We start from the raw sequence: 21351 nt of genomic DNA on the forward strand, positions 1-21351 counted from the left end.
TTTATTATGAACAAAGAACAAATATTATCATCTGACGGATTACCTTTAGAGGTTAGCTTAAAAAAAGCTGAACGAAAAAATAAACTCAAAGCTGTTGCGCTCGTTGCTCCATTGTTTTTATTTATTTTAATTATTTATATATTTCCAATTGGAGATATGCTTTTTAGAAGTGTTGATGATCGAATGATCACTAAAATGCTTCCTAAGACATTTGCTGCGATGGAAAAATGGGATGGCCAAGATTTGCCAGAAGAACCAGTTTACAAAGGTCTTTATGAAGATTTATCTTATTTAAAGAAAACTAAAACCTACGGTAAAATTATAGCTAGATTAAATTATGAAAAAGGTGGCTTTAGTAGCTTAATTAAAAAGACAGTTAGAAAAATTAATAAATTTGAAGAAGGTAATTATAAAGAGCAATTTATCAAAGTTCATAAAAGGTGGGGTCAAAGTGAATATTTGGTAGCTTTGAAAAATACAGCTCCTAAATGGTCTTATGCTAAATATTTAAAAGGAATAGATAGAAAATTTGATCAAGATAGAAATATAATTCAAGTTCCAGAAGATAGAAGAATACACAAAACGTTATGGCTAAGAACGTTAAATGTAGCTTTTTGGGTTACCATATTCTGCTTTATTCTTGCTTACCCAATCTCACATTTATTAGCAACACTACCTATGAAATATAGTAATTTGCTTATGATTTGTGTCTTACTTCCTTTTTGGACCTCATTGTTAGTTAGAACTTCAAGTTGGATGGTTTTGCTTCAGCAACAGGGACCCATAAATGATTTAATTGTTTGGATCGGTTTAGCTGCCGACGATAATAGGCCAGAGCTGATGTATAATGTAGTTGGGACATTTGTTGCGATGACACAAATATTATTACCTTTCATGGTTTTACCTCTTTATAGTGTGATGAAGACTATATCTCCTAGTTTGATGAGAGCTGGAAAATCATTAGGTGGAACTCCTCTTGTATCTTTTGTTAAGATTTATTTTCCATTAACCATTCCTGGAATTGGTGCTGGATGTTTATTGGTATTTATTTTAGCGATAGGATATTACATCACCCCTGCATTAGTGGGTGGAGCAAGTGGATCATTAATTAGTAATACAATTGCTTATCATATGAAGAGCTCTTTAGACTGGGCGTTTGCATCTGCTCTTGGAACTATGTTGTTAGTTGGAGTACTAACTATTTATTGGATTTATAATAAACTTGTAGGAATAGATAATATTAAATTAGGATAATTATGGCATTACCAAATCACACACCTTTAAATTATAGAATTTGGCATTACACATACCTGTTCTTTTGTGGTCTAGTTTTTTTCTTTTTGATAGCACCTTTGTTTGTAATATTGCCATTGTCATTTAATGCCGAGCAATACATTCACTTTTCTGCAAAAATGTTAGCATTAGATCCTGAAGGGTTTTCTTTAAGATGGTATGAAGATATGATTTATGGAACTAAGAACCCATGGGGACTTGCTACTAAAAATAGTTTAATCATAGCTTTCTTTGCAACAATAGGATCAACCATCCTTGGAACTGTTGCTGCATTAGGTTTAAGCAGTAGATACATGCCATATAAAGCTGCATTCATGGCTTTACTAATTTCACCCATGATTGTTCCTTTAATTATTTCAGGTACAGCAATATTTTTCTTTATGGCAAAAGTTGGCTTAGCCGCAACTCACACAGGAATTGTATTATCACATATAATCTTGGGAACTCCATTTGTAGTAATCACGGTTACCGCAACATTAACTGGTTTTGATCATAGTGTAACACGTGCTGCAGCAAGTTTAGGAAGTAATCCAGTAAACACATTCATGAAAATTACATTACCATTAATAATGCCAGGCGTAATATCAGGAGCCTTGTTTGCTTTTGTGACTTCATTTGATGAAGTTGTAGTTGTGCTATTCTTAGCTGGATTAGAGAACACTACTATTCCAATTCAAATGTGGGTAGGATTAAGAGAGCAATTAAGTCCAACTATTATGGCTGTTGCAACATGTTTGATTATTATGTCTACTTTAATCTTGGTTAGTGCAGAGCTTTTAAGAAGAAGATCTGAAAGACTAAGAGGAATTAATAGATAATTAATTTACTTAATTATATTTTTTCAATATAAATTTCTTTTCAAAATTAAATTATGGATATTAAAAAAGTTGTAGTAATTGGATCAGGAACTATGGGAAGTGGAATTGCAGCACACTTATGCAATGCAAATGTGCCAGTTACATTGTTGGATCTTACAACAGAAATATCGGAAAAAGCGAGAGATAGAATATTCAAATCAAAACCACCGTTACTGTTAGATAAATCACAAATTGAAAATATTAAAGTAGGTAATATTAATGATAATTTTGATGTAGTTAAAGAAGCTGATTGGGTCGTTGAAGCGGTAGTTGAGAGAATTGATATCAAGCATAATATTTACGAAAAAATTTTCAAAAATAGAAAAGAGGGAGCAATTGTTTCATCAAATACATCTTCTATTCCTATTAAAGTTTTATCTGAAAAATTAACACCAGAACAAAAAAAAGATTTTTGTATTACTCACTTTTTTAATCCTGTGAGGTATATGGGATTATTAGAAATAGTTAAAAATGAAAATAATGATTTAGCTAAAATAAACTCATTAAAGAAGTTTTGTGAGGTGGAGCTTGGAAAAGGAGCAATCGTTTGTAATGATACTCCAGGATTTTTAGGAAATCGAATAGGTGTTTTCGCAATGCAAGTTGCAATGACCGAAGCTTTTAAAATGAAATTAAGTATTGAGGAAGCGGATGCAATATTTGGAAGACCGATGGGAATTCCAAAGACAGGGGTTTTTGGTCTTTATGACTTAATTGGTATTGATTTAATGGCTGATGTTCTAAAAAGTTTTATAAAAGAATTGCCAGCAAACGATCCTTTTCAGGAAGTTGCTAAAGAAATCCCTCTTGTTAAAAAACTAATAGAAACAGGTTATACTGGTCGAAAAGGTAAGGGTGGTTTTTACCGAATGAATAAAACTAGTGCAACGAAGGTTATGGAAGCAATTAACCTTGAAACTGGTGAGTATTCTACAAGTCAAAAAATTAATATTGGTTCTGATAAAGTTGATTTAAAATCTTTAATCTCAAGAGAGGATAAATTTGGTAAGTATGCCTGGTCAGTTATCTTACAAATTATAAAATATTCATCTTCATTAGTTCCTGGAATTACTAAAGATTTTAATGACATTGATGAAGCAATGAGACTAGGCTTTAACTGGACTAAAGGCCCATTTGAAATGTTAGAAGAAATTGGTGTTGAGGATTTTTTTAATAAAATTGATAAGCTTGAAGGAAATGAGTTTTTAGAAAATTTATCTAAAACTAAAAACCAAGATTTTTATGGTTCTAGACAAAAATATACTGAAATTGAAACATTAGGAAAAGTTAAAAAGAAAGCTGTGAGTATTGATGGGAATAATTCAGCTCAAGTTTATCGTTTCAATGATTATAATATTGTTGAATTTACAACCAAAGCTAATGCACTTGATTATGACTCAATGGATGCACTTAAAAAAGCAACCGACAAACCTCTAATTATCATTAATGAAAGTATGCAATTTTCTGCTGGAGTAAATTTAACATATACAATGGATTTTGCAGATAAAGGTGATTTCAAATCTATTGAAAAATTTATTAAATATTTTCAAGAAACATGTAAGCATTTAAAATATTCTAAACATCCAGTAATTTCAGCACCCTCAGGTTTGACACTTGGTGGAGGGTTTGAGGTAATGGTTCAAAGTAATTTTGTAGCTTCTCACACAAACATTGTTGTTGGTTTAGTTGAAACTATTGTTGGATTAATCCCAGCAGGAGGAGGATGTAAAGAAATGTTGGCAAGATGGCTAGATACAAATGAGGCTAAAAATGATCCTAATTATGCACCTCTTAAAGTATTTGATATTATTGGCTATGGTAAAACTGCAACTTCACCAGTTGAGGCCGAGCCAATGAAATACTTAAAACCTGAAGACAAAAAAATTATGAATAGAAATAGTTTGCTTGAGGTTTCAAAAGAAATTTTAAATAATAATAAAGACTTCAAAGCTCCATTAGAGACAAAATTTAATCTTCCAGGAAAAACCGTTCTTCCTGAAATGAATAAGATTTTAGATAAATTATATAATGACAAAGTAATTCTAGATCATGGTTTAAAAGTAGCACAAGAACTAGCCCATGTATTAAGTGGTGGAGATACAACAATTGATAAAACTTTAACTGAGGATGACTTATATAAATTGGAATTAGATGCTTTTATGAGGCTAATTGAGACTAAGGAAACTCAAGATAGAATTAAACACACGCTTGCAACTGGTAAACCTTTGGTAAATTAATTATTTTTTTAATTTATCAGCAATCACTAAATTATTACTTTCAAATTGATCTTTATTGGTTGCTATAAATTTATCCATAATATCTATTTTTTCTTGCTCAAACTCAGCAACTTTCCGTTTCTTAAGATCGATATATAAAGATAACATTTCAAGTGTAGCAGATAATTTTTTTGAAGATTTTTCAATCATTTCCATTTTAAAGTGTAATCTTTTTTTATCATGATCAAAAAAAGTTAGATTAATTTCAACTTCATCTCCTAATTTAACTTCACTATTGTATGTTGTGTGAGTTTCAACAACCATGGTGCTCATGTTAGTTGATTTAGCTGAGCTTTCCCCCATTTTAAATCTTTTTAAAATAATTTCCCAAATATCATCAAAAACCAAAACATAGTATGCCATGTTCATGTGGTTATTGTAATCTATCCACTCTTTCTTAATTATTTGGTCTGATATATGAACTGACATCTTAAAAATATATCATAAATTTATTATTAAATTAATAACAAGTAGATAATTATTTTATTTAAACATTCTTACAGTATTAATAAAATCTGGTCTTAATATGTATTCTGATCGATGAGAGTATTTAATTTTTTTTAATACCTGAATTCCATAGATTACCTTTCCTATAGGAGTGTATTCACCCTCAAATAATGGTTCATCATCTAGTATTATAAAAAATTGACTATCCTCTGTATTATATTTTAGTGATCTTGCTAGACCAACACTGCCCTTATCAAAATTAAATTCAGCATCTATTTCTGATTTAATAGTGCCAAGACCAGATTTACCAGTTCCAATTTTTCCATAATCTATTTGATCTTTTTTACCAAACTGAATATCTCCAGTTTGAACAAGTTTATCTTTGATCACTCTATGAAAAGCTACATTGTCATATGATTTTGAATTAATTAATTTTTTAAATCTTTCAACCCCGTTTGGAGATATCTCAGGATAAAGTTCAATGATAACATTTCCACACTCAGCATTAAGTACAACAATGTTATTTGGTTTTGAATAGTTAATTTTTTGGGGATCAAAATTTTTTACAAATAAACATTTATTTTTGATTAAAATGGTAAAACTTAAAGCAAAAACTCCCAATAGTATTAGAAATATTAAAATTAACTTTTCATGCAGTGAGGCTTTAACTTTTTTAATCATAACTAAAATACAAAAGTATTATCAATTTCATTCAATTTATCTTTTATAAATTTAATTTTTTTTTTAAGAATTTTATCATCTAAATTTTTATAATTACCCATTATTAAATGTGAATATACTTCTGCCATATCTTCAGATGGAATTGTCATTGAGTATTCAGTAAAAAAACCATTAGTATTTTTATAAGTATCAAGCCCTAATTTTTTTGAACAAGTAGAGCAATCTGCATATTCAAAATTTGGTTCATTAAATTTTTTCCATTCATCCTCATTAAATAAATCTTTAAAACCATCGTTTATAATATGAAATAGCTCATGGTGAATTACACGTTCAAAATATTTTTCATTAAATTTTAGATCTATAATTAATGTTTTCATTACATGATCTGGAATTCCAGCTGTATTTATTCCTGAAATAGATAGGTTTTCACACATTACAATATATTTAAGATTAATTTTTTTTAGAAATTCTTTTGAATATCTACTCAAATTTTTAGATATAGTTTGATATTTTTTATCATAAGTTTTTTTGTCAGAATTAATGCAAGAAATGTTTTTCTGAACCCCAAGTCTAAAGGGTTTGGTTGCATAAAAATATTTCAGTTTATTGGCAGTTTTTAATTCATAGATTTCTAAATTTGGGATTTTGATTAGATTATAAATTGAATTAGAATTTGCAGGTGTTATTAAAAAAAATGATATTAAAAGTAGCTTAAAAATCCTCATATGCATAATTTAGATGATATTCGATATTTAGATGATATTCGATTTAAAAAGAATGTGGTACATTTTGTTTATAAATGAAAAAAGAACGTAATAAAAATCCAGTTCAGCCTGTTAGTGGAACAAAGGTCCCAAGATTTGCAGGTCCATCAACATTTGCAAGATTACCAGAATTAAGAGATGTTGAAAGTTGTGATGTTGCAATTGTAGGAGTTCCATTTGATGCTGGCACGAGTTATAGACCAGGTGCAAGATTTGGTCCACAAAGTATTCGACAAGCCTCAAGACATTTAAGAACCAACTATCATCCTAGTTATGATGTGGAACCTTTTAAAGTTCAACAAGTAGCGGATGCAGGTGACATTACTTGCAACCCTTTTAGTATCGATGAAGCCATAAAACAAATTGAAGTGGGAGCCACAGATTTATTAAATAAAGTAGGGGGTATAATTAGTTTAGGCGGCGATCACACAATAGCAGTACCACTTCTTAGAGCGATTAATAAAAAATGTAATGGACCAGTTGCATTAGTACATTTTGATGCTCATCTAGATACTTGGGACACTTATTTTGGAGCGCCTTACACTCATGGAACTCCTTTTAGAAGAGCGAGAGAAGAAGGTTTATTTTTAGATGATGCATCTATGCATGTGGGTATTAGAGGCCCTTTATATAGTAGAGATGATATTAAAAATGATGAAAGTTTTGGATTTAAGATAATTCATTGTGATGAATTTCAAACTGAGGGAACAGATAAAATTGCAGAGAGAATTAAAAAGAGAGTAGGTGATAATCCTTTATATTTATCAATAGATATTGATGTACTTGATCCTGCTTTTGCACCAGGTACTGGAACACCTGAGATTGCAGGCATGACCACAAGAGAAATGGTCAATGTTTTAAGAGGCCTTTCAGGATTAAATCTAGTTTCTGCTGATGTAGTAGAAGTCTCACCAGCATACGATCATGCTGAAGTTACATCATTGGCGGCTGCAACAATTGTTTACGAATTAACAAATTTATTTGCAAAATCATAAAGAAAGGATAGTTTCTCAAAATGTTAGATAAGAAAAAATTTTATATAAATGGTGAATGGGTTTCTCCAAAAAAACCTAACGACATAAAAGTAATAGATCCTTCAACAGAAGAAGAATGTGCAGTAATATCTTTAGGTGGAGCCGAGGATGTTAATGATGCGGTAAGTGCAGCAAAAAAAGCGTTTGAGACTTGGGCATTTTCTTCAAAAGAAGAAAGATTAAAATATTTAGAAGCTTTGTACGATGTGTATAAAAAGAGATGGGCAGATATGGCTCAAGCAATTTCTCTTGAAATGGGAGCACCAATAGATTTTTCAACTCAGCTTCAAGCTGGTACAGGAGCAAGTCATATCAAAACATTTATTCAGGTATTAAAAGATTATAATTTTGAAGAAAATCTTGGAGAACATGCGCCCAACTGTAAGATTTTACATGAACCAAAAGGAGTTTGTGCACTAATTACTCCATGGAATTGGCCAATGAACCAAACATGTTTAAAAGTAATTCCTGCAATAGCGAGTGGATGCACTATGGTTCTTAAACCATCTGAAATTTCACCTCTATCTTCTATAATATTAGCTGAAATGATAGATGAAATTAAATTACCAAAAGGTGTGTTTAATTTAGTAAATGGGGATGGAGCAGTTACAGGTAATACTTTAACAAGTCATCCAGATGTAGATATGATTTCTTTTACTGGGTCTACTAGAGCTGGAGCTTTAATTTCTGAAAACGCATCAAAAGATTTTAAGAGAGTAAGTCTAGAGCTTGGAGGAAAAGGGGCAAATATTATTTTTAAAGACGCAGATGCCGAAGCAGTTGAGAGAGGAGCTTTAAGATGCTTTAGAAATACAGGTCAATCTTGTAATGCACCAACAAGAATGCTAGTTGAAAAATCAATGTATGATGAGGCAGTTGAGAGAGTTAAAAATTTTGCTAATTCAATGAAAGTTGATGTTGCAACAAAAGAAGGAGATCACATTGGACCAGTGGTTTCTAAAACTCAATTTGATAAAATTCAATCATTAATCCAAGTTGGAATTGATGAAGGGGCAAAACTAGTTGCGGGTGGAACAGGTAAGCCAGATGGTTTAGATAAAGGATACTTTGTTAAACCTACAGCTTTTGCGGATGTTAATAATCAAATGCAAATTGCAAGAACTGAAATTTTTGGACCTGTGCTATCTATTATACCTTTTGAAACAGAGGAAGAAGCAATAACAATAGCAAATGACACTCCGTACGGACTTTTAAATTTTATACAAACTCAAGATAAAGAAAAAGCTAATCGTGTGGCTAAAAAATTAAGATCAGGAATGGTTGATATTAATGGTGCAGGTCCTGCACCTGATGCACCTTTTGGTGGTTATAAACATTCTGGGATCGGTAGAGAAGCTGGAAAATATGGTCTTGAAGAATTTCTTGAAGTTAAATCAGTTAGTGGTTGGAGCGATTAATTAGGAATAGAATTTTTTTTTATCCCATCCAATAAATCTAAACACTTTTTAAGCTCATCTAAAACGATAAACTCATCAATTTTGTGAGCTTGCTCTATTGATCCAGGACCACAGACCACCGTACTAATTCCAATTTCTTGAAATAAACCTGCCTCAGTTCCAAATGACACAACTTGTCTAGAATTATCACCAGTTAAACTTGAGATTAATTCACAGGCATCTGATTTATCCTCTCTATCAAATCCAACTATTTCACCAATAATATTTTTTTCAATTGAAGCATTAGGAAAAATTTTTTTCATATCTGGAAGCAAGACTTCATTTGCATATTTGTCTATTTCTTGATTTAAAAATACACCGTCTTCTTTTACAACGGGTCTTGTTTCCCAATTAACATGACACTTATCAGCTATTACATTGTGAGCTATCCCACCAAAGATACCACCAATAGAAAGAGTAGAATGGGGTGGATCAAAAATAGAGTCTTTTGGCGCTCTTTCTCTAAGTTTTTCTCTTAATTCAATTAATTTATTTACATATCTTGAAGCATACTCAACAGCGCTTACTCCTTTGTGGGGAGCTGAACTATGACCCGCTAAACCTTTAAAGTAAGTTGTGTATTCATAACAACCTTTATGAGCATCAATGATTTTCATATTAGTTGGTTCACCAATAATACAAATGCCATCTTGAATATTTCTTTTTTTTAATTCTTCAATTAATATTGGGGCTCCCTGACAAGCGGTCTCTTCATCAAAGGTAAAAGAAAAATGGATGTCTCTGTTTAAATTTGATTTAGAAAAAATAGGAGCATAAGCTAAAGCGCAAGCAATAAATCCTTTCATATCACATGAGCCTCTTCCATATAACTTGTCGCCCTTAACTGTAGCTGTAAAAGGATCAGAGCTCCAACCTTTCGAAACAGGTACAACATCTGTATGGCCTGATAAAATTATTGATTTTTTTGTGTTAGAATTCTTAGATTTAAGTGTCGCAAATAGATTTGCTCTTTTTTTTTCATCATCATACGTTCTAAAAGAAGTTGCACCAAGTTTTTTTAAAATATCATCACAGTAGTCAATTAAAGAACTATTATCTTCTCCTGAAATAGTTTTAAAACCTATTAAGTCTGTTAAAATTTTAACTGAATTATCAAACAATAGCTCTGAATTATTTTCTGTACTCATATTTAGGTTCTATTATATATTAAATATATGAAAGAACAAATTACCTTTGATGACTTTGATAAAATAGACATTCGTGTAGGGACTGTCATTTCAGTTAAAAAAAATGAAAAAGCAAGAAAACCATCTTTAGTAGTTGAGGTTGATTTTGGACACAAAATAGGAATTAAGCAATCTTCAGCTCAAATTACCCATTATTACAATGAAGAAAATCTAAAAGGCAAACAAGTAATTGGTGTATGTAATTTTGCTGAAAAAAATATCGCAGGTGTGGTATCTCAAGTGCTTATCTTAGGATCAATAGACAAAGAAGGAAAAGTTATTTTAGTTCATCCGTCTCAAAAATCTGAGAACGGTCTACCTATAGCATAAGAATGCATCCAGAAATTCTATCACTTTCTTTGTTTATGTTTGTAACTAGTTGTTCACCTGGCCCCAATAATGTTGTTGCATCTCATTCTGGATTTAATCATGGAATAAAAAAATCAGTTCCACTGATGCTGGGTGTTATATTTGGGTTTACAACAATGTTGGCAATAGTTAATTTTGGATTAATTAATATTTTCAATATATATCCAATTATACAAAAAATTTTAATTGGAACGGGAACAATTTTTTTAATTTATCTTGCATATAAAATTTCATTTTCAAAATCATCTGATAAAAAAAATAATCTTGAACCTGTTAGTTTTGTTGAAACTTTTTTTTATCAATTTTTAAATCCAAAAGGTGTGATTGTTGCTGTAATAGCAGCATCAACCTATACAGAATCAGGAATTAATTTTATTAAATATTCATTATGGATGCTGGGAGTTGCTTTTTTATTTGCAATCATAAGCATTATTTTTTGGACTTTTTTAGGTAAATTTATGAGGAAATTCGCGACAAATGAGAAATTTATTAAATGGTTTAATTATGTTATGTCAACTCTCCTAATAAGTTGTATAGCAACTTTTTATTACTAAAGAAATTATGAAACCAGGAACAAAAAATTCTTACAAATCTCTTGCTGATATATCAATCAGTGACAAAAACTATAAATTTTATTCACTTAAAAAAGCTGAAGAAAATGGTCTTAATGGTATTTCGAAATTACCAAAATCTTTAAAGGTTCTTTTAGAAAATCTATTAAGATATGAAGATGATTTATCAGTAAATGAAAATCAAATTAATTCAATTAAAGAGTGGTTAAAATCAAAAAAATCAAATACTGAAATAGCATACCGACCAGCTAGAGTTTTACTTCAAGATTACACAGGTATTCCTGCTGTTGCTGATTTAGCTGCCATGAGAGAAGCAGTAAAAGATAAAAATAAAGATCCAAATACTATTAATCCATTATCTGCGGTAGACCTTGTTATTGATCACTCTGTTCAAGTAGATCAGTCTGCTAAATCAGATTCTTTTGAAAATAATGTTGATATAGAATTTGAAAGAAATGGAGAAAGATACTCTTTTTTAAAATGGGGCCAACAAGCATTTAATAATTTTAGAATAGTTCCACCAGGAACTGGTATTTGTCATCAGGTAAATTTAGAATATTTATCTAAAGTAGTTTGGTCTGAAGAGTTCCAAGGAGATAAGTATTTATTTCCAGATACTTTAGTTGGCACCGATAGTCATACCACCATGGTCAATGGATTGTCTGTACTGGGTTGGGGCGTTGGAGGGATTGAGGCTGAAGCAGGAATGTTAGGTCAGCCAATTTCTATGTTAATTCCCGAGGTAATAGGCTTTGAAGTTAAAAACAAAATGCCCGAAGGCACAACGGCAACTGATTTAGTTTTAACAGTAGTTAAAATGTTAAGAGACAAAGGTGTAGTTGGAAAATTTGTAGAATTTTATGGAGAGGGTTTAAAAAATTTAACTCTTGCTGATAGAGCAACAATTGCGAACATGGCTCCAGAGTATGGCGCAACATGTGGCTTTTTTCCAATTGATGATGAAACATTAAAATATTTAAAATTTTCTGGACGAGATCAGCACACAGTCGATGTAGTTGAGCAATATGCAAAAGAACAAGGTTTATGGGCAAGTGATGAAATAGAATTTACAGATACAATCTCATTAGACATGTCTACAATAGTTCCAACAATTTCTGGACCTAAAAGACCTCAAGATAAAGTGTTGTTAACAGATGCACCCACTTCATTTAAAAAAGTTCTAGAAGATGCAACAAATAAAAAAGATCACTCTATTTCAAAAGTTTCTAATACTGATTATGAAATTAAAGATGGTTCAATTTTAATTGCAGCAATAACTTCATGTACCAATACTTCAAACCCAAATGTTTTAATTGGTGCTGGATTACTTGCCAAGAAGGCTGTTGAATTAGGACTAGAAGTAAAACCCTGGGTTAAAACTTCTTTAGCACCGGGTTCTCAAGTAGTAACTGATTACTTAGCAAAAGCTGGATTAAACACTTATTTAGACAAACTAGGCTTTAATCTCGTAGGTTATGGCTGCACAACTTGTATTGGTAACTCAGGTCCATTACCTGAAAATATAGTGGATGCGATCCAAAAGGAAAATATTTACTCAGTTTCTGTTTTATCTGGAAATAGAAATTTTGAAGGAAGAATTTCCCCTCATATCAAGGCTAATTATTTAGCATCTCCTCCATTGGTTGTTGCTTACGCAATTGCTGGCCATATGGAAGTTGATTTATATAAGGATGCACTTGGTAATGATAAAGAAGGTAATGATGTTTACTTAAAAGATATCTGGCCATCAAATAAAGAAATTGAAGATACTTTAAAACACTCGTTAAACGCAGAAATGTTTATTCAAAGATATTCAAATGTTTCAGAAGGACCTAGTCAATGGCAAAAAATTAAAACAGAAGAAAGTAGTATTTACAGTTGGGATGAGGGATCAACTTATGTAAAAAAACCCCCTTTCTTTGATAATTTACCAGATGAGCCAGAAGGATTTAAAGAAATCAAAGACGCAAGACCATTGTTGATTTTAGGAGATATGGTTACAACGGATCATATTTCACCAGCAGGAAACATCCAAAAAGAAAGCCCAACTGGAGAATATTTTATGGAACACCAAATTCTTCCAAAAGATTATAATTCTTATGGATCAAGAAGAGGAAATCATGAAGTAATGATGAGAGGCACTTTTGCAAATATTAGAATTAGAAATGAAATGGCACCGGGAACCGAAGGTGGTTTTACAAAAATTTATCCAGAAGAAAAAGTATTACCTGTTTATGATGCGGTCGTTGAGTATAAAAAAAGAGGCACAGATTTAGTTGTAATAGGTGGCAAAGAGTATGGAACTGGTTCTTCGAGAGACTGGGCGGCAAAAGGAACAAAATTATTAGGTGTTAAGGCAGTTATTGCTGAAAGTTTTGAGCGTATTCATAGATCAAATTTAATAGGTATGGGAATTTTACCTTTACAATTTACGAATGATATAAATAGAAAAAATTTAAATCTAATTGGATCAGAATTGATAAGTGTTCTTGATGTTGAAAAAGGCATTAATCCATCTGATGAAGTGACTGTTGAGATAAAATATGCCTCAGGAGATATCAAAAAAGTTAAAACATTATGCAGAATTGATACTAAAAATGAATTAGAATATTATAAAAATGGAGGCATACTTCAATATGTTTTAAGGAATATGATTTAATTATGGAAGAAGATATTTCAATTATAAATAGCAATACTAGAAATGAAAAAGTTAGAAACTTTTTTATTAATAATAAAAATAAAATCATCTCAACAGTGGTAATTTTGATTATTATTCTAATAGGAGCTTACAGTTTTGATAAATATAAAACTAATAAAAAAAGAGAAATATCAAATAAATTTAATTCAACTACTTTAGCCTACTCAGAAAATACTAAAGATAAAACAGTTCAAAATTTAACTGAAATTATTAATGAACAAGATCCAACTTATTCTCCTTTATCTTTGTATTTTATAATCGATAATGAATTAGTTTCTAATCAAAGTGATATAAATAGCTATTTTGATATTCTGATTGAAAAGACATCTTTAGATAATGAAATAAAGAATTTAATTATTTATAAAAAAGCTTTATTTAACGCTGACCAAACTCAAGAAAGCGATCTATTAAATATTTTAAACCCATTGATTAATTCTAAAAGTGTATGGAAATCACATGCTTTGTACTTAATGGCTGAGTATTTTTATTCAAAAGATCAAAAACAAAAATCAAAAGAATTTTTCAATCAAATTGCTATTTTAGAAAATGCCAATCCAGACATAAAGCTTCAGGCACAAAAAAGATTGAACCGAGATTTAAGTGATTAAATTAATTTTCTCAATTTTAATATTATTTTTTTTATCCAATTGCTCTATTAGTGAAACTGCCCGTATTTGGGATAATAAAGATGAAAAAGTAGATAATCAAAAAAATATAAAAAAACTATTTGCTAAAGAAAAAAAAATAATCACTGAGTTAAATCCTGAGTTAAAGATAGATTTATCTAAGATTGAGATCAACTCTTACATTATAGATAATCAAAATAATTATGGTTCACAAAATTATAGTGGTTTAAATGATAAAATTGGATCTTATAAATTTTCAAAAATAGAAGATGCTAACCAATTAAATTATAAACCAATATTTTTAAATGATGGGCTTATATTTTTTGATAAAAAGGGAACTATCACTAGATACAATAAAAATAGTAAAGCTATTTGGAAAAAAAATCATTACTCAAAGTCAGAAAAAAAACTAAGTCCAAAATTATATTTTGCATTAGATGATCAAAATTTATTTGTTACAGACAGTATTGCAAAATATTATTCTATTAACATTAAATCTGGTGAACTAAATTGGTCAATTAATGGAAATTATTCCTTTAATTCAGATGTAAAAAAAAGAGGAAATAAATTTTTTGTAATTGATTATAAAAATACTTTAAGATCATTTAGTGGGTATGATGGTTCTGAATTATGGAATTTTCAAACAGAAGATTCTTTTGCAAAGTCTGATTCAAAAAATTCTCTTATTATTGTTGGTGATTTAGTTATTTTTAATAATTCTATTGGCGATATTACTGCTGTAAATATAGAAACGGGCCTGATCACTTGGCAACTACCAACTCAAAGTAGCAATATAATTAATGAGTCTTATAATTTTAAAACTTCAAAATTAGTTTCTGATGGAAAATCTATTTATTTTTCTAATAATAAAGACGAATTTTATTCAGTAGATATTAAAACTGGTATTGCAAATTGGATTAATGAGGTTAATTCTAGCATAATGCCGTCAATTATTGGGAATCTGATTTTTACTGTATCTGATAATGGTTACTTATTTGTATTAGAAAAAAATAATGGAAATATTATTCGTGTAACAAATCTTTATAATATTTATAAAGAAAAAAAGCGCTCACATATAAAACCAATTGGTTTTGTCATAGGTAAAACAAACTTATATTTAACAAATAGTGATGGTAAAATGATTGTGGTAGATTTAATAACTGGAAAAACGATTAATATTGTTAAAGTTTCTAGTAACCTGATGTCTGAACCTTTTATTTTTAATAAAAACTTATTTGTAATTAAAAATGGTTCTGTTGTTCAGTATAATTAAGAATGTTCTTAAAATTTTTAGATAAAATTGGAAGAAAAAAAATTGTTTTAGACCGAGGACCCTCCCACCCAAGATATAACGAGGCTAAACCTTGGTTAAATAGATATTATGTTTTGTTTAGATACAGACCTAAATGGTTTCCATTTAACATTTTAATTCATGAAATGCTTGCAGACGACCATGGTGAAGGTGTTCATAATCATCTATGTCCTTACATTACTATTATTTTAAGAGGAGGATATTGGGAAACTACCAAAAAAGGTAAGTTTTGGAGAAGACCTGGCTACATAGGATTTCGTTCAGCAAATGCTCATCATAGAGTAGACTTAAAAGAAGATACAAAACCGATGACAATTTTTATTCCTGGTCCTTTTGGTTTACGAAGAGGTTCTAGATCAGAATATGGTATCGATTTTAAAACTAAAAAAAATTAATGGTAAAAAAATTTCAAAAAGAATTTATATCGTATTGCAACAATCAACAATTAGAAGTTAATTCAAATCAAATAGAAGTTGTTAAGAAATTAGAGCAATACTACCAAGGGAATTTTCAATCTTATTTTTCAAAATTATTTTCAAAAAAATCGTCTAAAAAAGGTTTTTATTTATATGGTGATGTTGGTGTAGGTAAAACTATGATTTTAAATTTTTTTTTTAATCATTCAAAAGAAAAAAAGTTAAGACTGCACTTCAATGAGTTTATGTTAAGTTTTCATGACTTTGTTTATCAAAAAAAAGAAAAAGAGGAAAATATAATCAATCAATTTGTAAAAAATTTAAAATTAAAGTCTTCATTAATTTATTTTGATGAATTTCAAGTCACAAATATAGTTGATGCTATGATTTTAGGAAAATTGTTTGATCAAATTTTTAAAGAAGATATAAAAATTATTGTAACTTCTAATACTAAAATCTCTGAATTATATAAAGACGGTCTTCAAAGGGATCAATTTAAACCATTCATTAAGATTATGGAGCAAAAGTCTAGAGAATGTGAGCTTAAGATTGAAGATGATTATAGAAAATCAAACAATAATCAAAAACAAAGATATTTTTATCCTCTTAATCAGGAAACTAATTTTAAAATAAATAAATTTTTTAGAACTATTACAAAAGATAAAAAACACTTGTTAAAAATAATCAATGTCAAAGGTAGGGATTTTAAAATAGAAAATTTTTATGAAGGAGTTGTAAGATTTAACTTTAATGAGTTATGTGATAAAAATTTAGGCGCAGAAGATTATTTAGAAATCATAAAAAATTGTAAATTTATTGTAATAGATCAAATACCGCAATTTAATGATACTAATTCAAATCAACAACAACGTTTCATTACTTTATTAGATGTAATTTATGACAAAAATATTCCAATTTCAGTTACAGCAAACCAAAAACTTGATGAATTTACCTCATCAAAATTATTAGAAAAACCATTTAAACGTACTATTAGCCGGTTGTATGAGCTAACATCAATTATCAAAAATCAATGAAACAAGAATTTAACAATCTTCAAATAGATACTAGTGGTCAAAAATTATATGAATTTACCAATCAAACAATTGAATGGATTAGCAAAAATAATTTCAAAAATGGTATACTTAATTTAAGTATTCAACACACCAGTGCATCTTTAATTGTGCAAGAAAATGCTGACCCAGATGTTCAAACAGATTTAATTAATTATTTTGATAAATTAGCTCCTATGGATAGCAAACTATATGTCCATACCACTGAAGGAAAGGATGATATGCCTGCGCATATCAAGTCTGCATTAACCAATAATCAAATCTCATTAAGTATTAGAGAGGGCGAATTATTACTAGGTACATGGCAGGGACTTTATCTATTTGAACATCGTTTAAACCCTCAAAATAGAACTATAATTCATCATTTTATTGGGAATTAATCTATTTAAATGCTTATTTTTTTAAGGTCTTAAAGGCCTCTAGGGCAGAGGCTCTAGCTTTTTCATGGATCACAATTGGTTGAGGATAATCTTTGCCAATTATAGTTTTAATAGCTTGTTGGTATTTTAATTCCATCTCCCATGGTTTATGAACAAATTTACTTGGTACTTTATCTAATTCTGGTACCCATTTTTTTACATAAAGTCCTTCTTTATCAAATTTTTCTCCCTGTAAAATAGGATTAAAAATTCTAAAATAAGGTGCGGCATCTGCACCACAACCAGCAACCCATTGCCACTGCGCAACATTATTTGCTTTATTAAAATCTAACAAACAATTTCTGAAATGTTTTTCTCCTTCGATCCAATTAATTCTCAAATGTTTAACCAAAAAAGATCCAACTACCATACGAACTCTATTATGCATCCAGCCAGTTTCGTATAATTCTCTCATACCTGCATCAACTATTGGATAACCAGTCATTCCTGTTTTCCATGCTCTAAGATATTTGTCATTTTTGACCCAAGGAAATTTATCAAAATCTTTCCTATAATTACCTTTCAAAAATTCTGGAAAATAATTAATTAAACTATGTGAAAATTCTCTCCATCCAAGTTCATTAATATATTTTCTGTAACCAATTCCTTTAGATTTGATTTCACTACATTTTTTCCAAATACTTGCTACATGAATTTGACCGTGTTTAATATAAGGTGAAAGTTTTGAAGTTCCTTCAACTGATGGAATGTCTCTTGTAGTTCCATAGTCTTTAATTTTACTCTCTATTAAATCATTTAAGATTTTTTTTGAATTACTCTCAGAAATTTTCCAGTATTTATCAAATTTTTTATACCAATTATTTTTAGGTAAAATATTTTTTGGTTCAATGCAGTTTTTAAAAAAAGTTTTTTCTTTAGTCTTTTTTTTAACAATATAATTTTTAGCAGGAGCTAAACTTAAATATTTTTGCTCAGCAGTTCGCCAAAAGGGAGTAAATACTTTGAAGGGTGTTCCATCATTTTTAGTTACTTCCTGAAATTCATTTAAAATATTTCCTTTGAAATATTTGAAGTTTATTTCATTTTTAATAAAAACATCTCTAATTTTTTTTCCTTTAGTAATTACATCTGGTTCGTAAACTTTATTCCAATATACTGTAAGATTGTCCTTTTTTTTGATCTTAGAGAAAACATCCAATTCATCACCCTTAACTATTTGAAGATTGATATTATATTTTGATAAGTCTGTTTTAAAAACTTCTAATGATTTTGAGACCCACCATTTTTGAGCTTCAGTTTGATTATCAAAATTTTTATTATTATAGATAAATAAAGCAATTACATTGTCATGATTTTGAGTTGCAAATGACAATGCGGGATTATTTTCTATTCTAAAATCATCTCTTATCCAAAAAATCCCTGTATCAGACATACAATTAATTTTGATTAACTAATTTTTGGTACATTTCTTGATCTGTATCACCCTCACAACCAATTACTAAAACATTTGAATTTTGATCTAATTTTAAATTTTGTTTTAAATTTTGATCCTCACAACTAGCAATTAAGCTAATCACTCCTGGTGCAGAATTTTCTCCGGCTATAATAGGTTCATCACTAAAACCTGAGTTTCCAAGTAATTTCATAGTTTTTGCAATATCATCATCGGGTAAACTGATGCAATGTTTAACTGAATTTTTTAGAATTTCCCACGGGACTAATGACACTTCTCCACATGACATACCACCCATAAGACTTTCTCTTTTAATATCAATTTTTTCTATTTTTCCTGTTTTAATACTTTCTAAAACACAAGCTGCACTATCAGGTTCAACAACTAATGTAACAGGAACGTTATCTAAGTATCTTGCAATACCCGCAACCATTGCGCCAGCCATTCCACCAACACCTGCCTGTAAAATCATATGAGAAATTTTTTCATTATTAATTTGATCAATAATTTCTTTCATCATAACTGTGTAACCAGCCATCGTGTATGTTGGGACTTGCATATAATCTTTCCAAGCAACATCTTGCACTATTTGCCAATTATTTTCTGTGGATTGCTTAATGCATTCTATTAGTGATTTTTCGTAATTACCTTTTACTTTAATTACATCTGCACCAAGGTCTGCCATAGCTTGACCTCTAGCATCACTAACAAACTCACTAATAAAGATTTTACACTTAAGTCCTAATCTTCTAGCACCCCATGCAACAGATCTTCCATGATTTCCAGCAGTTGCAGTTGCAACAGTGATATTTTTATTTCCTTGGGTTACTTTTTCAACAGCATAGGCACCTCCCAGTGCTTTAAATGATTTTAAATCAAATCTTTTACTTTCATCTTTGTAATAAATTTTATTTAAATTTAACTCATTAGATAATTTATTAAGAGATATTAATGGAGTAGGGGCATACCCTTCCCATTTTGAAATACTAGAATAAGCATCATCAATTTCTTTTTCGGATAGTGAATTGAAAATTTGTTTTTTATCAAATGAATAATTTTTATTCTCTAAAAATTCAGAATATTTCCACTGATGACCGTTAGATAAAGTTGCCATAATCTAACAGTCTAAAGTATTATCTTTTTCCCACTTAGTGACTGGTTTTTTCTTATTAAATGAAAACTTGCTCTTAAAGTCTTTTATCTCAGAATTTTTAAGTTTTATGTAGCTTTCAATTACATCTTTTCCAAAGGCATCAGCAAGAGATTTACTTTTTTGAAGCATAGAAATTGCTTGATTAACATCATTAGGTAATTTTTTTAGTTTTGGATATTTTTTATAATCCTTGTACATGTTGCAATGCAATGGTTTTCCAGGATTTAATTTTTTATTAATTCCTTCAAGACCTGCAGCAATTATTCCTGCTTGAAGTAAATATGGGTTGGCAGCACCATCCATTAATCTTAATTCAAATCTTCCTTTATCTGGAATTCTAATCATGTGCGTTCTGTTATTTCCTGTATAAGAAATACTACTTGGCGACCAAGTTGCACCTGACTTTGTCGGTGGAGCATTAATTCTTCTGTAACTATTAATTGTTGGATTAAAAAAAGCAGATAATGCTTGAGTGTTATTCATCACACCACCTAAGAAATTGTAAGCCAATTTACTTAAACCAAGTGTGTCTTTTTTATCTAAAAATTTATTATCTTTACCATTCCATACTGAAACGTGAGCATGACAACCATTTCCAGTTAGATTATGAAAGGGTTTTGGCATGAAGGTTGCTCTTAAACCATGTTTTTCAGCTAAACTTTTAACCATATATTTAAAGAATACATGTCTATCAGCTGTAATTAATGAGTCTGTATAATCCCAATTCATCTCAAATTGACCATTGGCGTCCTCATGATCATTTTGATAAGGCTTCCAACCCATTGTAATCATGCAGTCACATATCTCTTTAATTAAATCATATCTTCTCATTAAAGCTGATTGATCATAACAAGGCTTAGATTGAATATCTCTTTGATCAGCAATTGACGATCCATCTTCTGAAATTAAAAAATATTCACATTCAACTCCAGACTTCATCTGTAATTTTTTTTGAGACATCTTTTTAATTTGCTCTTTAAGCATCACTCTTGGTGAAGCCATTACAGGTTTTCCGTCCATGTATAAATCTGATGCCAGCCAACCAATTTCTTTATTCCATGGTAATTGAATTAAACTATCAGGATCAGGCACTCCAAACATATCACTGTCTGCAGGGGTCATGTCTAACCATGTAGCAAACCCAGCAAACCCAGCTCCATTTTTTTGCATCTCACCTATGGCTTGAGCTGGAACTAATTTAGATCTTAAAACTCCAAAAAGATCAACAAAACTTATTAGAAAATATTTTATTTTTTTTTGTTTGGCAATTTGTGAAAGATTTTTTGGCATGATTAATCCTACTTGT

20 protein-coding genes are annotated in these 21351 nt (G+C 29.9%); 13 read left to right on the forward strand and 7 right to left on the reverse strand.

The annotated features are described in order from the left end of the window. Positions 1 to 6 precede the first annotated feature (6 nt). The 3 genes from ACIJYH_RS01485 to ACIJYH_RS01495 are packed head-to-tail and all read left to right on the forward strand — an operon-like array spanning position 7 to position 4387. Positions 7 to 1254: an ABC transporter permease gene (locus ACIJYH_RS01485; RefSeq protein WP_435163457.1), complete on the forward strand. Its 1248-nt coding sequence runs from the start codon at positions 7 to 9 to the stop codon at positions 1252 to 1254. Between the two features lie 2 nt (positions 1255 to 1256). Next, positions 1257 to 2111, forward strand: a complete 855-nt coding sequence (locus ACIJYH_RS01490) for an ABC transporter permease (RefSeq protein ID WP_435163459.1) — start codon at positions 1257 to 1259, stop codon at positions 2109 to 2111. 53 nt (positions 2112 to 2164) lie between these two features. Next, positions 2165 to 4387: a 3-hydroxyacyl-CoA dehydrogenase NAD-binding domain-containing protein gene (locus tag ACIJYH_RS01495; protein ID WP_435163461.1), complete on the forward strand. Its 2223-nt coding sequence runs from the start codon at positions 2165 to 2167 to the stop codon at positions 4385 to 4387. Here ACIJYH_RS01495 and ACIJYH_RS01500 read toward each other — a convergent pair whose 3' ends face one another. The 3 genes from ACIJYH_RS01500 to ACIJYH_RS01510 are packed head-to-tail and all read right to left on the reverse strand — an operon-like array spanning position 4388 to position 6279. Then, a complete protein-coding gene (locus tag ACIJYH_RS01500; protein WP_435163462.1) occupies positions 4388 to 4855 on the reverse strand; it encodes a thioesterase family protein in 468 nt (155 codons plus the stop codon). 54 nt (positions 4856 to 4909) lie between these two features. Next, positions 4910 to 5554, reverse strand: a complete 645-nt coding sequence (locus ACIJYH_RS01505) for a peptidylprolyl isomerase (RefSeq protein WP_435163464.1) — start codon at positions 5552 to 5554, stop codon at positions 4910 to 4912. 2 nt (positions 5555 to 5556) lie between these two features. Further along, on the reverse strand, positions 5557 to 6279 hold the full coding sequence (locus tag ACIJYH_RS01510; protein WP_435163466.1) for a putative zinc-binding metallopeptidase: 723 nt from the start codon (positions 6277 to 6279) through the stop codon (positions 5557 to 5559). Between the two features lie 74 nt (positions 6280 to 6353). Here ACIJYH_RS01510 and speB point away from each other — a divergent pair, with 74 nt between their 5' ends. Both speB and ACIJYH_RS01520 read left to right on the forward strand, forming a co-directional pair. After that, positions 6354 to 7313 carry an agmatinase gene (speB, locus tag ACIJYH_RS01515; RefSeq protein WP_297681595.1) on the forward strand — a complete coding sequence of 320 codons (960 nt, stop codon included), beginning with the start codon at positions 6354 to 6356 and terminating at the stop codon, positions 7311 to 7313. Between the two features lie 20 nt (positions 7314 to 7333). Beyond that, entirely contained in the window at positions 7334 to 8770 is a 1437-nt protein-coding gene (locus ACIJYH_RS01520; protein WP_435163467.1) for an aldehyde dehydrogenase family protein, read from the forward strand. On the opposite strand, the gene argE is transcribed toward ACIJYH_RS01520, so the two are convergent. Further along, a complete protein-coding gene (gene argE, locus ACIJYH_RS01525) occupies positions 8767 to 9957 on the reverse strand; it encodes an acetylornithine deacetylase (RefSeq protein WP_435163469.1) in 1191 nt (396 codons plus the stop codon). The two genes, ACIJYH_RS01520 and argE, sit on opposite strands and share 4 nt — an antisense overlap. 27 nt (positions 9958 to 9984) lie before the next feature. Between argE and ACIJYH_RS01530 the strand changes: the two genes are divergently transcribed. The 8 genes from ACIJYH_RS01530 to ACIJYH_RS01565 are packed head-to-tail and all read left to right on the forward strand — an operon-like array spanning position 9985 to position 17439. Then, complete coding sequence (locus tag ACIJYH_RS01530) at positions 9985 to 10326, forward strand: tRNA-binding protein (RefSeq protein WP_435163471.1); 342 nt, start codon at positions 9985 to 9987, stop codon at positions 10324 to 10326. Between the two features lie 2 nt (positions 10327 to 10328). Beyond that, on the forward strand, positions 10329 to 10919 hold the full coding sequence (locus tag ACIJYH_RS01535) for a LysE family translocator (RefSeq protein WP_435088722.1): 591 nt from the start codon (positions 10329 to 10331) through the stop codon (positions 10917 to 10919). A 7-nt stretch (positions 10920 to 10926) separates the two neighbouring features. Next, the gene (gene acnA / locus ACIJYH_RS01540; protein ID WP_435163473.1) at positions 10927 to 13596 is read left to right on the forward strand and encodes an aconitate hydratase AcnA; all 2670 of its coding nucleotides are present in this window, start codon (positions 10927 to 10929) and stop codon (positions 13594 to 13596) included. A gap of 2 nt (positions 13597 to 13598) precedes the next feature. After that, entirely contained in the window at positions 13599 to 14243 is a 645-nt protein-coding gene (locus ACIJYH_RS01545) for a hypothetical protein (protein ID WP_435163475.1), read from the forward strand. Then, complete coding sequence (locus tag ACIJYH_RS01550; protein ID WP_435163477.1) at positions 14236 to 15534, forward strand: PQQ-binding-like beta-propeller repeat protein; 1299 nt, start codon at positions 14236 to 14238, stop codon at positions 15532 to 15534. Before ACIJYH_RS01545 ends, ACIJYH_RS01550 begins: the two co-directional genes overlap by 8 nt. A 2-nt stretch (positions 15535 to 15536) precedes the next feature. Further along, on the forward strand, positions 15537 to 15968 hold the full coding sequence (locus tag ACIJYH_RS01555) for a hypothetical protein (RefSeq protein ID WP_435163479.1): 432 nt from the start codon (positions 15537 to 15539) through the stop codon (positions 15966 to 15968). After that, complete coding sequence (gene zapE / locus ACIJYH_RS01560; protein ID WP_435163481.1) at positions 15968 to 17023, forward strand: cell division protein ZapE; 1056 nt, start codon at positions 15968 to 15970, stop codon at positions 17021 to 17023. The genes ACIJYH_RS01555 and zapE overlap by 1 nt, the downstream gene beginning before the upstream one ends. Next, entirely contained in the window at positions 17020 to 17439 is a 420-nt protein-coding gene (locus ACIJYH_RS01565; protein WP_435163483.1) for a secondary thiamine-phosphate synthase enzyme YjbQ, read from the forward strand. Before zapE ends, ACIJYH_RS01565 begins: the two co-directional genes overlap by 4 nt. A 13-nt stretch (positions 17440 to 17452) precedes the next feature. Here the strand turns inward: ACIJYH_RS01565 and ACIJYH_RS01570 are convergent, their stop codons facing one another. Genes ACIJYH_RS01570 through glnT form a run of 3 tightly spaced genes read right to left on the reverse strand, consistent with a single transcriptional unit; the run spans position 17453 to position 21335 of the window. Beyond that, positions 17453 to 18871, reverse strand: coding sequence for a cryptochrome/photolyase family protein (locus ACIJYH_RS01570; protein ID WP_435163485.1), 1419 nt, complete (start codon positions 18869 to 18871; stop codon positions 17453 to 17455). 4 nt (positions 18872 to 18875) lie between these two features. Beyond that, complete coding sequence (locus tag ACIJYH_RS01575) at positions 18876 to 20006, reverse strand: diaminopropionate ammonia-lyase (RefSeq protein WP_435163487.1); 1131 nt, start codon at positions 20004 to 20006, stop codon at positions 18876 to 18878. Between the two features lie 3 nt (positions 20007 to 20009). Further along, positions 20010 to 21335 carry a type III glutamate--ammonia ligase gene (gene glnT, locus ACIJYH_RS01580; protein ID WP_435163489.1) on the reverse strand — a complete coding sequence of 442 codons (1326 nt, stop codon included), beginning with the start codon at positions 21333 to 21335 and terminating at the stop codon, positions 20010 to 20012. Positions 21336 to 21351 lie beyond the last annotated feature (16 nt).

It is taken from the genome of Candidatus Pelagibacter bacterium nBUS_25 (genome assembly GCF_051200975.1).
Lineage (GTDB): Bacteria > Pseudomonadota > Alphaproteobacteria > Pelagibacterales > Pelagibacteraceae > Pelagibacter.

Coding starts and splice junctions, on each gene's coding strand:
- acnA (WP_435163473.1), top strand. CDS start 10,927: ATGAAACCAGGAACAAAAAATTCTTACAAATCTCTTGCTGATATATCA.
- ACIJYH_RS01495 (WP_435163461.1), top strand. CDS start 2,165: ATGGATATTAAAAAAGTTGTAGTAATTGGATCAGGAACTATGGGAAGT.
- ACIJYH_RS01555 (WP_435163479.1), top strand. CDS start 15,537: ATGTTCTTAAAATTTTTAGATAAAATTGGAAGAAAAAAAATTGTTTTA.
- ACIJYH_RS01570 (WP_435163485.1), bottom strand. CDS start 18,871: ATGTCTGATACAGGGATTTTTTGGATAAGAGATGATTTTAGAATAGAA.
- ACIJYH_RS01565 (WP_435163483.1), top strand. CDS start 17,020: ATGAAACAAGAATTTAACAATCTTCAAATAGATACTAGTGGTCAAAAA.
- ACIJYH_RS01575 (WP_435163487.1), bottom strand. CDS start 20,006: ATGGCAACTTTATCTAACGGTCATCAGTGGAAATATTCTGAATTTTTA.
- ACIJYH_RS01500 (WP_435163462.1), bottom strand. CDS start 4,855: ATGTCAGTTCATATATCAGACCAAATAATTAAGAAAGAGTGGATAGAT.
- ACIJYH_RS01545 (WP_435163475.1), top strand. CDS start 13,599: ATGGAAGAAGATATTTCAATTATAAATAGCAATACTAGAAATGAAAAA.
- ACIJYH_RS01530 (WP_435163471.1), top strand. CDS start 9,985: ATGAAAGAACAAATTACCTTTGATGACTTTGATAAAATAGACATTCGT.
- zapE (WP_435163481.1), top strand. CDS start 15,968: ATGGTAAAAAAATTTCAAAAAGAATTTATATCGTATTGCAACAATCAA.
- ACIJYH_RS01485 (WP_435163457.1), top strand. CDS start 7: ATGAACAAAGAACAAATATTATCATCTGACGGATTACCTTTAGAGGTT.
- ACIJYH_RS01490 (WP_435163459.1), top strand. CDS start 1,257: ATGGCATTACCAAATCACACACCTTTAAATTATAGAATTTGGCATTAC.
- ACIJYH_RS01505 (WP_435163464.1), bottom strand. CDS start 5,554: ATGATTAAAAAAGTTAAAGCCTCACTGCATGAAAAGTTAATTTTAATA.
- ACIJYH_RS01510 (WP_435163466.1), bottom strand. CDS start 6,279: ATGAGGATTTTTAAGCTACTTTTAATATCATTTTTTTTAATAACACCT.
- argE (WP_435163469.1), bottom strand. CDS start 9,957: ATGAGTACAGAAAATAATTCAGAGCTATTGTTTGATAATTCAGTTAAA.
- ACIJYH_RS01535 (WP_435088722.1), top strand. CDS start 10,329: ATGCATCCAGAAATTCTATCACTTTCTTTGTTTATGTTTGTAACTAGT.
- ACIJYH_RS01520 (WP_435163467.1), top strand. CDS start 7,334: ATGTTAGATAAGAAAAAATTTTATATAAATGGTGAATGGGTTTCTCCA.
- glnT (WP_435163489.1), bottom strand. CDS start 21,335: ATGCCAAAAAATCTTTCACAAATTGCCAAACAAAAAAAAATAAAATAT.
- speB (WP_297681595.1), top strand. CDS start 6,354: ATGAAAAAAGAACGTAATAAAAATCCAGTTCAGCCTGTTAGTGGAACA.